Annotated in this window: 11 protein-coding genes and 1 tRNA gene; 5 read left to right on the top strand and 7 right to left on the bottom strand. The window is 61.7% G+C overall.

Features of this window, described 5'->3' with window-relative positions:
* Positions 1 to 2: 2 nt before the first annotated feature.
* Positions 3 to 1,103 (bottom strand): CaiB/BaiF CoA transferase family protein, encoded by a 1,101-nt coding sequence (locus VWZ87_RS15850; protein ID WP_416534601.1) that lies wholly within the window; start codon positions 1,101 to 1,103, stop codon positions 3 to 5.
* Between the two features lie 213 nt (positions 1,104 to 1,316).
* Between VWZ87_RS15850 and VWZ87_RS15845 the strand changes: the two genes are divergently transcribed.
* The gene (locus tag VWZ87_RS15845) at positions 1,317 to 3,497 is read left to right on the top strand and encodes a heavy metal translocating P-type ATPase (RefSeq protein WP_416534600.1); all 2,181 of its coding nucleotides are present in this window, start codon (positions 1,317 to 1,319) and stop codon (positions 3,495 to 3,497) included.
* A 38-nt stretch (positions 3,498 to 3,535) separates the two neighbouring features.
* Here VWZ87_RS15845 and VWZ87_RS15840 read toward each other — a convergent pair whose 3' ends face one another.
* On the bottom strand, positions 3,536 to 3,730 hold the full coding sequence (locus VWZ87_RS15840) for a SlyX family protein (protein WP_340546737.1): 195 nt from the start codon (positions 3,728 to 3,730) through the stop codon (positions 3,536 to 3,538).
* A gap of 215 nt (positions 3,731 to 3,945) precedes the next feature.
* On the opposite strand from VWZ87_RS15840, the gene hisS reads away from it, so the two are divergent.
* The 4 genes from hisS to VWZ87_RS15820 all read left to right on the top strand — a co-directional run bounded on the left by hisS (position 3,946) and on the right by VWZ87_RS15820 (position 8,211).
* Positions 3,946 to 5,433 carry a histidine--tRNA ligase gene (gene hisS, locus VWZ87_RS15835; protein ID WP_340546738.1) on the top strand — a complete coding sequence of 496 codons (1,488 nt, stop codon included), beginning with the start codon at positions 3,946 to 3,948 and terminating at the stop codon, positions 5,431 to 5,433.
* A 3-nt stretch (positions 5,434 to 5,436) separates the two neighbouring features.
* Positions 5,437 to 6,525, top strand: a complete 1,089-nt coding sequence (locus VWZ87_RS15830; protein ID WP_340546739.1) for an ATP phosphoribosyltransferase regulatory subunit — start codon at positions 5,437 to 5,439, stop codon at positions 6,523 to 6,525.
* Positions 6,522 to 7,214, top strand: coding sequence for an ATP phosphoribosyltransferase (hisG, locus tag VWZ87_RS15825; protein WP_340546740.1), 693 nt, complete (start codon positions 6,522 to 6,524; stop codon positions 7,212 to 7,214). The genes VWZ87_RS15830 and hisG overlap by 4 nt, the downstream gene beginning before the upstream one ends.
* A gap of 334 nt (positions 7,215 to 7,548) precedes the next feature.
* Positions 7,549 to 8,211 (top strand): hypothetical protein, encoded by a 663-nt coding sequence (locus VWZ87_RS15820; RefSeq protein WP_416534599.1) that lies wholly within the window; start codon positions 7,549 to 7,551, stop codon positions 8,209 to 8,211.
* A gap of 55 nt (positions 8,212 to 8,266) precedes the next feature.
* On the opposite strand, the gene VWZ87_RS15815 is transcribed toward VWZ87_RS15820, so the two are convergent.
* The 5 genes from VWZ87_RS15815 to VWZ87_RS15795 all read right to left on the bottom strand — a co-directional run bounded on the left by VWZ87_RS15815 (position 8,267) and on the right by VWZ87_RS15795 (position 12,695).
* A tRNA-Pro gene (locus VWZ87_RS15815) sits at positions 8,267 to 8,343 on the bottom strand.
* 43 nt (positions 8,344 to 8,386) lie between these two features.
* The gene (locus VWZ87_RS15810; protein WP_416534598.1) at positions 8,387 to 9,343 is read right to left on the bottom strand and encodes a DMT family transporter; all 957 of its coding nucleotides are present in this window, start codon (positions 9,341 to 9,343) and stop codon (positions 8,387 to 8,389) included.
* A 212-nt stretch (positions 9,344 to 9,555) separates the two neighbouring features.
* The gene (leuB, locus tag VWZ87_RS15805; protein ID WP_340546743.1) at positions 9,556 to 10,659 is read right to left on the bottom strand and encodes a 3-isopropylmalate dehydrogenase; all 1,104 of its coding nucleotides are present in this window, start codon (positions 10,657 to 10,659) and stop codon (positions 9,556 to 9,558) included.
* A 138-nt stretch (positions 10,660 to 10,797) separates the two neighbouring features.
* Positions 10,798 to 11,865 (bottom strand): endonuclease/exonuclease/phosphatase family protein, encoded by a 1,068-nt coding sequence (locus VWZ87_RS15800; protein ID WP_416534597.1) that lies wholly within the window; start codon positions 11,863 to 11,865, stop codon positions 10,798 to 10,800.
* Positions 11,862 to 12,695: a hypothetical protein gene (locus tag VWZ87_RS15795; protein WP_416534596.1), complete on the bottom strand. Its 834-nt coding sequence runs from the start codon at positions 12,693 to 12,695 to the stop codon at positions 11,862 to 11,864. Before VWZ87_RS15795 ends, VWZ87_RS15800 begins: the two co-directional genes overlap by 4 nt.
* Between the last annotated feature and the right edge of the window lie 179 nt (positions 12,696 to 12,874).

The raw sequence follows: 12,874 nt of genomic DNA, 5'->3' as shown, positions 1-12,874 counted from the left end.
TCCTAGCGCTGCCGTTGCCTCAGCTCCGCCAGTATCTCGGAATTGTGCTGGCCACGTGCCGGGGCCGGTGGGACCTCCCAGCTGTCCTGACCAGAGAACCGTGGCGCCGCAGCGGCCTGGAGGCCATTCTCAGCTGTTACCCAGGTCCTGCGCTGGTTCATCGGATGTGCCTCTGCCTCGATGGGTGACAATACCGGTGCCACGCAGGCGTCGCTGCCCTTGAATAACCTGTCCCAGTGGTCGCGCGGCTGCGCGGCAAAGATACCGGCCAGCCTTGCGCCCAGCACCGGCCAGAGGCTTTTGTCGTGCTGCCGGGCGAATTGGGCATCCTCGCTCAGATCGAGGCGCGACAGAAACTCGGCGTAAAACTGTGGTTCCAGACATTGCACGCTGATGTACCCGCCATCGGCGCAGACATAACAGTGGCTCCAATGCGGCCCATCCAGCAGGCTTTTCCCACGCAGGCTGCTGAACTGTCCGGCCTGCTGCAATGTCATCAACAGGTTCATCATATGGGCCGAGCCATCGTAGATCGCGGCATCGACGACGCATCCGGCTGGCGTGTCGCCGTGACGGATTTCGCGCCTTACTAGCGCTGCCAGAATACCCGCGACCAGATAAAGCGCGCCACCGCCGATATCGCCCACCAAAGTCGCCGGTGGCTGGGGAGGGGTGCCGGGCGTTGCATCATACCAAAGCGCCCCGGACAGCGCGATATAGTTTAGGTCGTGACCGGCGGTTTCGGCCAAGGGGCTATCCTGCCCCCATCCGGTCATACGCCCATAAATGAGGTCGGGGTTGCGGTCGTGACATGTGATCGGCCCCAGCCCCAGCCGCTCCATAACACCGGGTCGAAAGCCCTCGACCAGCGCATCGGCAGTCTCGACGAGATGCAGCAGCGTTTCGACGTCAGCCGGCGATTTCAGATCCAGCGTGATGGAGCGTTTGCCGCGATCAATGATCGGATGTGCAGGCATCAAACCCGCGCCCTCGCCTTTGCGGTGAACGCATATGACATCCGCGCCAAGATCCGCCAGCATCATCGCGGCGAAGGGCGCAGGGCCCAGCCCTTCGATCTCGATTACACGAATTCCTGTCAGCATGGCGGGCCTCCTGTCGGGTAATTTCGGATGATGTCGCGACCTTGCTGTCAGCCTAGCGGCTTTCTGCCCGGCCCCAAGAAGACCGTTGCGGCACATCCCGAATACTGCTGTTTTCGGATCAGATTTTTCTGAAGAAAGCGCTTGAAGCTCCAGCTGCTGTAGCAATTACATAAGCAGCCGACACGATGTGATGACAAAAAAGGTGACATTGGAATGGCTAGGGATGCGATTGAGCAGCTGGAGTGGCGGGTAACCGGAATGGACTGTGGGTCCTGCGCGACCAAGGTGCGTGGCGCGGTTGAGCGACTGCCGGGTGTCAGCGGCGTCGAGGTCGCCATGATGTCGGAGCGGCTGCGCCTGGAGCTTGATCCACGCCAAGGCTCGGTGATGGCTGTCGAGAAGGCGGTGCGCGGGCTGGGGTTTGGTGTCACGGCAAGCAGCACTGCACCAGCTGGCACCTCTGCGCCCTGCTGTGGCGGCGTACAGCACGCCGATGCCGCCGATGCAGTGGCCCCGCCTTGGTATCACAGTGCCAAGGGGCAATTACTGCTGGTGACGGGGCTGCTTCTGGCGCTGGCCTGGAGCATTAAGCTGCTGGCATCGCCTACGGTTGGTCTCTGGGCGTTCATGCTGGCGACCCTGATCGGAGTGGCTCCTGTGGCGCGGCGTGCCTTTGCGATGCTGCGGGCGGGGATGCCCTTTACCATTGAAATGCTGATGTCGATCGCAGCGATTGGCGCCCTGTTTATCGGTGCTGCCGAAGAGGCGGCACTGGTGGTGTTTCTCTTTGCCGTGGGTGAGATGCTCGAAGGCCTGGCTGCCAACAAGGCGCGGGATGGTATCCGGGCGCTTGCGGATTTGGTGCCAAAGACGGCGCTGCTTGAAGGTGGTGACACCCTGGAGGAGATCGCCGCAGATCGCCTGCGGGAGGGGCAGATTGTCGTGGTGCGCCCAGGTGACCGCGTGCCTGCGGATGGCGAAGTGATCGACGGTATCTCGGGCGTCGACGAAAGTCCGGTGACGGGCGAGAGCGTGCCCAGCCTCAAGGAACCGGGATCCGAAGTCTTTGCCGGATCAATCAACACCCAGGCGGTGCTGCGGGTGCGGGTGACCCGCGCCGCAGTCAACAACACCATTTCGCGGATTATCCGGCTGGTGGAAGAGGCAGAAAGCGCCCGTGCGCCGACAGAGCGTTTCATCGACCGCTTCAGCCGGATCTATATGCCGATCATCGTGGGTATCGCGCTGCTGGTCGCATTGGTGCCGCCGCTGGTCTTCGCGATGGATTGGGACACATGGATCTACCGCGCCCTTGCCCTGTTATTGATCGGGTGTCCCTGTGCCCTGGTGATCAGCGTACCCGCTGCCATCGCTTCGGCGCTGTCGTCCGGTGCGCGCCATGGTCTGCTTCTGAAAGGGGGCGCAGTGATCGAGGCCGCCGCCCGCACCACCGATGTTGCATTCGACAAGACAGGCACGCTGACCTGTGGGCGACCTCAGGTCACCGATATCGTTGTGGTTCAGGGCAGTGAGGGCAGCGTTCTGCAACTCGCCGCAGCGGTCGAGCGGGAGTCGAGCCACCCTCTGGCCGAGGCGATCTATGCTCGAGCTGTCGAAGCCGGGGTAGATATTCCGTCGGTGCAGGAAGCCCACGCGGTGCCGGGGAAGGGGGCCTCTGCCAAGCTCGGGTCGGTTGTCATCACCGTCGGATCGCCGCGCTTTGCCGCAGAAACAGGTGTGATGGCGCAGGCTTCCATGGTGCAGGCTGCCGAGCTTGAAGCCGAGGGGAAGACCGTTGTCGCCCTGTTCAGCGACGAGGTTCTATATGGATTGATCGCGCTCAGGGACGAGCCGCGCGAAGATGCGGTGGAAGCGATGCGCGCGCTCCGACAGATGGGGATCACCGCAACGATGCTGACAGGGGACAATGCCCGCACGGCAGCCGCCATCGCCGGCCAGCTGGGGATTGATCACCGTGCAGAGCTGATGCCGCAGGACAAGGTAGCGGCCCTGCAAGAGCTGACACAGCGCGGTCAGGTCATGATGGTCGGCGATGGGATCAATGATGCGCCCGCGCTTGCGACAGCGCAGGTTGGTGTCGCGATGGGGTCTGGCACGGATGTGGCCCTTGAGACCGCAGATGCCGCGATCCTGCGCAACCGGGTCAGCGATGTGATCGGCATTATTCGCCTGTCGCGCGCCACTTTGACGAATATTCGCCAGAACGTTGCCGTGGCACTGGGGCTGAAAGGCGTGTTTCTCGTGACATCGGTTCTGGGGATCACGGGCCTGTGGATCGCGATTCTGGCCGACACTGGCGCCACGGTCCTGGTGACGCTTAATGCGCTGCGGCTGCTGTCTTTCAGACCCTCGCCAACGTCGAAGGAGAGCTAAGCACAGGCGTGGGCGACAGGCGCCGACTGAGGGAGAGATCAATAATGCGGAGGACGTTCGTCGCCAATGACAACCCCGCCGCCACCGTCCTGCTCGCGTGAAGCTTCCCGCTGAAACAGCATGGCGACACGATGGGTCAGCCGGTCAATCTCGGATTGCTGCCGGTTGACCACATCGCTCAGCTCATCGACGGTGCGCGTCAGGTGGGCGATCTGTTCTTCGAGATGTTGCATCGGTTTCTCCCTTCGGGTCTGCCGCTGTCATAGGGGCAGTTGCGTGCAGGGTCCATGCTCGGTTGTGCCAACGCCGCCGCTTTGGGTTGCATGGAGATCAGGCAACAACGGCACGGCCATAGGGCCTGCGCGCTCTGCCGCCTTGCTGTTGGGCCGCCCTTGGGCTAGACCGCCGGGCGAGTATCTGACCCATTTGACACCCCGAGGAGGCCAAGATGGCCAAAGTCAAGAAACAGCCCCGCCCCAAGGCGATCACGCCGAAGGGCTTCCGTGACTATTTCGGCGAAGAGGTGAGCCAGCGCAGCGAGATGTTGCGGGCCATTGCGGGTGTCTATCATCATTACGGGTTTGATGCGCTGGAGTCTTCGGCGGTGGAAACAGTCGAGGCACTGGGCAAGTTTCTGCCCGATGTTGACCGCCCGAATGAGGGTGTCTTTGCCTGGCAGGAATATGACGAAAGCGGCAACGGCGACTGGATGGCGCTGCGCTACGACCTGACCGCCCCGCTGGCACGGGTCTATGCCCAGCACCGCAATGATCTGCCGACGCCTTACCGCCGCTATGCGATGGGGCCGGTCTGGCGCAACGAGAAACCGGGTCCGGGCCGCTATCGCCAGTTCTACCAGTGCGACGCGGATACCGTTGGAACCGCCTCCATGGCCGCCGATGCCGAGATCTGCGCGATGTTGTCCGACACGCTGGAAACCGTCGGCATTCCGCGCGGTGACTATCTGGTGCGGGTGAATAACCGCAAGGTGTTGAATGGCGTGCTTGAGGCGATGGGCCTTGAGGCGGGCGACAGCAAACGCGACGACGTGCTGCGCACCATCGACAAATTCGACAAGGTGGGCGAGGCTGGTGTCCGCGAGCTGCTGACTAAGGGGCGTCTGGATGCCTCCGGTGCCTTCATCGACGGCGTTGGCCTAAGCGATGACCAGGCAGCACCCGTGCTGGCGTTCCTGACCTCCAAGGGCGCTGACGCCGCCAAGACCCTTGCCAACCTGCGCGCCGCCATTGGGGGTAGTGCGATTGGCGCGGAGGGGGTCGCCGAGCTGGAGCAGATCGGCGATCTGCTGGCCGCTGGTGGGTATGGTGCCGACCGCATCGATATCGACCCTTCGGTCGTGCGTGGCCTCGGCTATTATACCGGCCCGGTTTACGAGGCCGAACTCACCTTCGAGATTCTGGATGAGAAGGGCCGTAAACGGCAGTTCGGCTCGGTTTCGGGCGGTGGGCGTTACGACGATCTGGTGAAGCGCTTCACGGGTCAGGAAGTCCCGGCGACCGGCGTCTCCATCGGTGTTGACCGGCTCTTGGCCGCGCTGCGCGAGAAAGGCCGGATCGAGGCAAAGACCACCGGCCCCGTTGTGGTGACGGTGATGGATAAGGCGCGTATGGCGGATTACCAGACCATGGTGGCCGAGCTGCGCAATGCAGGCATCCGGGCTGAGGTCTATCTTGGCAATCCCAAGAACTTCGGCAATCAGCTGAAATACGCGGACAAGCGCAACTCGCCCATAGCGGTGATCGAAGGCGGCGAGGAAAAAGATCGCGGTGTGGTGCAGATCAAGGATTTGATCCTCGGCGCGCAGATTGCCGAGAACGCCACCCTCGAAGAGTGGAAAGAGCGTCCGAGCCAGTTTGAGGTGCCACGCGGTGATCTGGTCGCCAAGGTGCGCGAAATCCTTGCAGGGCAGGGCTGAACCATGGGTGATCGTCTGAGCGCTCTGTCGCTGGCCGCGCGGCTGCGCATGAGTTTCGAGGCCGCCGGGGCAAGGGTGGTCGAGCCGCCGTTTCTACAGCCTGCCGAAACGCTGCTGGATCTATATGGCGAGGACATTCGCGCCCGTGCCTATGTGACCTCCGATGCGCTGCGCGGGGAACAGATGCTGCGCCCCGATTTCACCGTGCCGGTGGTGCAGATGCACATGAGCCATGGCGCCGAACCGGCGCGTTACACCTATGCGGGCGATGTGTTCCGCCGTCAGGAACATGACGAGGATCGCGCCAATGAATATCTTCAGGTTGGCTATGAGGTCTTCGAACGCAACGATGCCGCCGGTTCTGATGCTGAAGTTTTTGCGCTGATTGCGCTCCAGCTTCGTGATTTGCCGGTGCGTGCGGCTACCGGGGATATCGGTATCCTGATGGCTGCGGTGGAGGGGCTCAACACCACCAGGCTGCGCAAGGCTGCGCTCATGCGCCACATCTGGCGGCCGCGCCGGTTCCGGGCGATGCTTGACCAGTTTGCTGGCCGCGTCCCTGTCGCCGAAAGCCGTCGCAAGCTGTTGTCGACCGAAGGCGTTCTGACCGGGCAAGTGCCTGCGATTGGCAAACGCCGCCCGGCGGAGGTGGATGCGCGCGTCGATGCATTGCGTGCGGATGCAGCCGCCCCGCCGATTGCAGAGAACGAGCTGGCCGCGCTTGAGGCGCTGATGGCGGTGCGGGAGACTATCCCCTATGCCTCGGAGCAGCTGCGCGATATCGCCGTGGATCTGCCAGCGATCAACCCGGCGCTTGACCGGCTGGACGCCCGGACAGCCGCGATGAAAGCCCGAGGCATCGATGTGGACAGCCTTGATTTCGAGGCCTCCTACGGGCGGACATCAATGGAGTATTACGATGGTTTCGTGTTCGGGTTTTACGCCGACGCGCGACCCGATCTGCCGGTGATTGCCAGCGGCGGTCGCTATGACGCGCTGACACGGCAGCTGGGGCAGGGAGCAGAGATCCCCGCCGTCGGCGGCGTCGTTCGTCCTGATCTGATGCTGCTCTTGGAAGGGGCACAATCATGAGCCTGAAGCTTGGTGTGCCGTCCAAGGGACGGCTGATGGAAAAGACCTTCGAATGGTTTGCCAAACGCGGTATCATCCTGTCGCGTACCGGGTCGGATCGTGAATATGCCGGTGCGGTTGATGGGATCGACGGCATTGATCTGGTGCTGCTGTCTGCCGGTGAGATGCCGCGCGAACTCGCAGCGGGGCGGATTCACCTGGGCGTCACCGGTACTGATCTGGTGCAGGAAAAACTACCACTCTGGGAACAGCAGGTTGAAGAGATTGCAGGCCTCGGCTTTGGTCACGCTGACCTGATCCTTGCTGTGCCGCAGATCTGGGTGGATGTCGAGACCATCGACGATCTGGACGCGGTCGCAGCGGCGTTTCGGGCCAAACACGGCCATCGGTTGCGGATCGCCACGAAATACCATCGCCTGGTACGGGAATTCCTGATGGATGCCGGTGTCGCGGACTATCAGCTGGTTGATAGCCAGGGCGCGACCGAAGGGACCGTCAAGAACGAGACCGCCGAAATGGTCGCAGACATCACATCAACTGGGGAGACCCTGCGGGCAAACCATCTGAAGCTGATGTCCGACGGGCTGATCCTGCGGTCGCAGGCAACACTTTGGCGCAGCCGCGTGGCGAAATACAGCGCTGGTGAAAAAGCGTCTCTGAGCGAGCTTCTGAAACGTCTGCACGGTTGATTGCGGCACGCCAACGTCGGCGGGCCTATCGGGCGGGTTAGAGCCACATGTCTGCACATGCCTCCGAGAGGCCGCCCGCGCACCCCGTGGCGGCCTCTCTGTTCTTTTGTGGTGAGGGTTCGGTTAGGATAGCTTACCGGCGGCGCGACGGCTTGCGCGCCATTGGATCACGCAGATGTGCATCTCCCGCGAGCGGCGGCGCCAACCGCTCATTTGAAAATCTTCCGTCGGCCTCTACCTGAATACCTTGGACACGGGGGGCGAGGGCCTGTTTGCGTGATCTCAATATTGTGCATCTCGCCTCTCTTGGTCCGATCAACAGGGAGAGACCGATATGATATCAACCAAAGCCGCTGCCAAAGCGGCACTCACCGCTATTCCGCTGCTATTAGCTGCCAGCCCGGCGGCACTCGCCCAGGACACCAGCATGAGCTTCTTCGTGACCAGCGTCGGTTCGGGAAAAGGCGGCGATCTGGGTGGGCTTGAGGGTGCCGACGCCCATTGCACCAATCTCGCCGAGGCGGCAGGCGTCACTGGCAAAACTTGGCGCGCCTATCTCAGTACCCAGGAAGAGGGCAAGCGTGGTATCTCGGCACGTGACCGGATCGGAAGCGGCCCCTGGCATAACGCCAAAGGGGTGCAGATTGCCGCCAACCTTGATGAGCTGCACCTCAATCCGAATATCGTCAAATCCACAGGGCTGGATGAAAACGGCAATCTGGTGAACGGGCGTGGTGACAAGCCAAATGTTCATGACCTGCTGACAGGGACCATGGCTGACGGCACGGCCTATTTCCCGTGGATGGAAGGCGACAAAACCTGCAGCAACTGGACCAGCTCCGGCGAGGGCAGTGCAACGGTTGGGCATCATGACCGGCATGGTGGCGGCAATACATCTTGGAATGCGGCGCATGACTCGCGCGGCTGCTCGATGGAGGCGCTTGCGATGACCGGAGGAGCCGGCCTCTTTATGTGTTTTGCGACAAACGGCGGCTGACCTGTTCAGACCAAGCCCGAAAAACATAAAAGGCGCCCCAGGGCGCCTTTATATTTGGTCGGAGCGAGAGGATTCGAACCTCCGGCCCCTGCCTCCCGAAGACAGTGCTCTACCAGGCTGAGCTACGCTCCGACCGTGGCGCGGAATTACACGGCAGCGGCTGGATATGCAAGCCCTATTCCGCCGGTTTCTCCGGGCTTTGCCGTTTCAGCATGAGCGACACATTGGTGCCGCCAGCCGTGTACCCACGGGTCCGGGTGCGCAGGACCGGGGTGTTATGCGAACGCCCGCCAAACGCTTCGCGCAACACGATGAAAACGCCGCTGGCAATAATTATTGCGGCACCGACCAGTGTCATCAGGTCGACCTTTTCATTGAACAGAACCACGCTGAATATCGTTGCCCAGATGATCTGTGAATATTGCATGGGGGCGACAATCGCCGCCTCGCCAATGGTATAGGCGCTGACCGTCAGCAGGGTCGCGCAAAACCCGAACAGAGCGACGACCGCGATCCCGCTGAAGGTCACGCCATCCATGGGGACGTAGACCAGCGGCAGAGCCAGGCCCATAACCGCAAAGGTCATCAGCATCGGGTAGATCATCAATACCACCCGGCGTTCGTCGGCGCTGATTTTACGCAGTACAACCGATTGGAAGGCCGCACAGAGTGCGGCGAAGAGCGCCGCCGCATGACCGAGGCCAAAGCTGGTCGCACCGGGGCGCAAAACCACCATTACGCCGATGAACCCGACCACAACGGCCGCCAGCCGTGGCAAGCCGACACGTTCGCCCAGAATCGGGATCGACAGCAGTGTAATCAGAAGCGGCGTGGCAAATAGCAGGGCATAGGTCTCGGCGAGCGGCAGCTCTGAAAACGCATAAAAGGCGCTGGCCGGAATCACCGCCATCGTCGCCGACCGTGCCGTCATCCACCAGGGGTGGACCGGTCGCAGGTGGCCTTGGGTTGCATCCTTGACCAGCATCAGTACCAGCAGCGGAAATGACAGAAGACTGCTGAAGAACACCAGCTGAATCGGCGACACATCTGCGCCAAGCACCTTTACCACCACGTCGTGGGTTGAAAATATCGCATAGGCCAAAAGAGCAAGCAGGGCGGCTTTTATGTTCATGGGACAATCCGACTAAGCGCAACAGGGCGGGGGAGCTTTTGCACTATAGCGCTAACATTATCAGGAAAATACTAAAACCCGTTCGCGCGCATGGAGCCGCACGCTCTTGGTTCGCCGGCCTCCTGCACCGCGGATATGAAGGTCCGGCGAGGGCTGGCTACGGTGCTGCGAGGGCCTGATATGGCCCTCGCGCTGATCAATGGACCGAAACCTTACAGGCTCGCGTCGAGGGCGCCGATGATCGCATCGCCCATGTCCGAGGTGCTGATCGGCGATACGCCTTCTTCGCCCAGCAGGTCGGCGGTGCGGTGGCCATCAGCAAGGACTTTTTCGACCGCCGCTTCAAGACGATCAGCCTCGGCGCCCTGATCAAAGCTGTAGCGCAGCGCCATGGCAAAGCTGAGGATACAGGCGATCGGGTTGGCCTTGCCCTGGCCCGCGATATCCGGGGCGGAGCCATGAACCGGCTCGTAAAGCGCTTTCGGACGGCCATTGGCCATCGGTGCGCCAAGGGACGCAGAGGGCAACATGCCCAGGCTGCCGGTTAGCATAGCAGCACAGTCGGACAGGATGTCACCGAACAGGTTGTCGGTCAGGATCACGTCAAACTGCTTGGGTGCGCGCACCAGCTGCATGGCGCCATTATCGGCATACATGTGGGACAGCTCGACCTCGGGATAGTCCGCAGCAACGCGGGTCACCACCTCGCGCCACAGGATGCCGGATTCCATCACGTTGGCTTTTTCCATCGAGCAGAGTTTCTTGTTCCGGCGCATCGCCAGTTCGAACGCAGAGCGGGCGGCGCGCTCAATCTCCGACTCCGTATAGCGCTGGGTATTGATGCCGACGCGCTCATTGCCCTCTTCGAAGATGCCGCGCGGCTCGCCGAAATAGACGCCGGAGGTCAGTTCGCGCACGATCATGATATCGAGACCCGCGACGATATCCTTCTTCAGAGAGGAGAAATCCGCCAGCGCGTCAAAGCACTGCGCCGGGCGCAGGTTGGAGTAGAGATCCATCTCCTTGCGCAGGCGCAGCAGCCCACGCTCCGGCTTCACAGAGAAGTCGAGATCGTCGTATTTCGGGCCACCCACGGCGCCCAGCAGGACAGCGTCGACCTCTTGCGCCTTTGCCATGGTCTCATCCGCCAGCGGTTTGCCGTGCACGTCATAGGCGGCACCACCGACCAGATCCTCGCTCACATCGAACTGTAGATCGCGCTTTTCGCCATACCAGGTAATGACCTTGCGGACCTCGGCCATGACTTCGGGGCCGATCCCGTCGCCGGGCAGAATCAGAATCGATGGGTTGGACATAGGGATACTCCTTGAAAGCTTGCAGCCGGGGGTAACGGCACATCGCCCGTGGGTCAATGTTCTGGGCGCATATAGCGCGCCATCGCTTTGTTTTTATGGCTGAGAGGGCGGTTCCTGCGCCATCTTGTTGCCGTGACCTTAGTTCTGGATTTGCAAATCTGTCCAGACCAGAGCGTGACGGCTGGCAGGGCGCTCAGAACCGCTATAGCGATCCGCGATGTCTTCGGCCCATATCAGTCCCGAGGCGACGACCTGCGCAGACTGTGACGGGAGGATGTAGTCTACGCGCATACGGCCGGATCTGCCCCAGTTTACGGTTTCCGCGCGTCCGGTCTGATCCACCGGGCGCGGGTCCTGTAGCCTCGGGTCGCGGAGCAGATCTGCAATGGCCTGCCGATAGCCTGCCCCCCGGTCGGGATCAAGGTTCGCACCGCCCGCGATAACCCAGGGTTCGGCGGGAACGGGGCCAAGCCGGCCATCCAGCAACACCTGCCAGAGCCGGATCTCATCCCGGTTGCGCAACGCGTTACGACCCTCAGGGCCGTCAAACAGCGGCGGTGTCGCCTGAAAGGTCAGGACAGACAGTTCAGAACCATCGGGCAACAGGATCGGGACGATCCAATGGCCGGTGCTTGGCAGGCGCTGGATCGCTAGCGCCTGTGGGCTGGGAAACGGACGACCATCGGGGTGGGCAGGAAGGATGGCTCCGGGAAGATCCCGCCACAGCAGATCGGAGAGATCGCGCGCCTTGGCATGCAGGATCGGAAACCGCGACAGCAACGCAAGCCCGCCCTGTCCGGTGAACCGGCCATAGCCCTGCGCATCCCGGGCGGTCGAAGGCTCCCCGTCTCCGTCCATGTCCAGCCCGGTGTGCAACCCGCTATTGGGACGTGGGGCATAGATGTGATCATAGCGGGGCAGGCGTTTGTCCAGCTGATCGCGCAGCTCGGCGATGGCGTGACCATCGTGATCCCAATCAATGCCCTGCAACAGCAGGATATCAGCCTCTGCCGCACTTAGGCTGTCCAGAATGGCGGTGATTTGTGGATCTTCGCCGCGGCGTAGATCGCGCAGCAATAAACCCGGCCCCTTGCGCGACAGCTCGGTGTTGAAACTGGCGATACGGATCAGTGGCTTGACCTGGGGCTGGGCATGACAAATCAGCGGAAAGAGGGCGGCCAACAGCAGGGTGGCCAGCGCTCTCATGCGGTTTGCAACGCCTCGGAACTGGCGTAAGCAGCGCGGCGCTTCTGTGCGATCAGGTCGGAGACGCGCAGCATGGCAAGACCGCGCATCACCATGGAGGCAGGCACAAACGCCCAGGCGGCGACGACCCAGACCAGCGTCTGCGGGGCGGACAAAAGACCGGGATCGACCAAGCCCGAGGCCAGTTTCACAACGGCCGGAAGCGCAAAGGGAAAAAGCACCCCGCCAACAATATTGATGCGCGCATCCCGTTGCAGTCGTTCGACCACATCGCCGCCGGTTGTCGGGTCAAAGAGCGGCAGATTTGTCCAGACGTTGAAGGGCCCATTACCGAGCGGCCAGTCATAAAGCCGGATCGCCAAAGCAAAACCAGTGATCGCAAGCAGTGCAACGATATAGGTCAGCGCTGCCGCTGCCATCACCCGGGTCACCAGTTCAGGCTCCACATGCGCTGGCATCATCAACCCGATAAGCTGGACGGGGGAAAAGGCAAAATCCAGCGTAGTTCCTAACCAGGAGGCCAGCCCATGCATCAGCGACGTCAGGGCTGTTGCCTCGATCGGGTGGCGCGCCAGCAGACTGACCAGAATGACAATCAGCGCCAAGGCGATAAACCGCATTCGGTTCAGCGGCGGGGCTTCGCGAAACTCGACGAAACTGGGGTAGCTTGAGAAATATTCGGCAAAAGTCAGCGCCGCTGCGAGGATCGCAAGAAGGGCAATCACCTCAGGTGATCGGGTTGCCGTATCCGGCAACAACAGCGATGGCATTGCGATCAGCAATGCAACAAAGATGCCGCGGATGGCCGCGCCTGTAATCCGTGCAATCACGCTTCGATCCCTTCAAACTGGACTGGCCGGTGCATTGCCGTGCCGTTGTTCCAACTTGATGCTCGGAGTCGTTTCTTGGTGAAACGTTGTTGCCGAGCGCTGCCTCATTTCTGCCTTATTTCTGCCTGTCAGCGGGAATTTGCTCAAGTTTGATGACGTGATTTGAGATCCTTCCGTGT

Origin of the sequence: Phaeobacter sp. JH20_37 (genome assembly GCF_048056015.1) — a bacterium.
GTDB classification, from domain to species: domain Bacteria; phylum Pseudomonadota; class Alphaproteobacteria; order Rhodobacterales; family Rhodobacteraceae; genus Phaeobacter; species Phaeobacter bryozoorum.
This window is presented reverse-complemented; position numbering and strand designations above follow the sequence as displayed.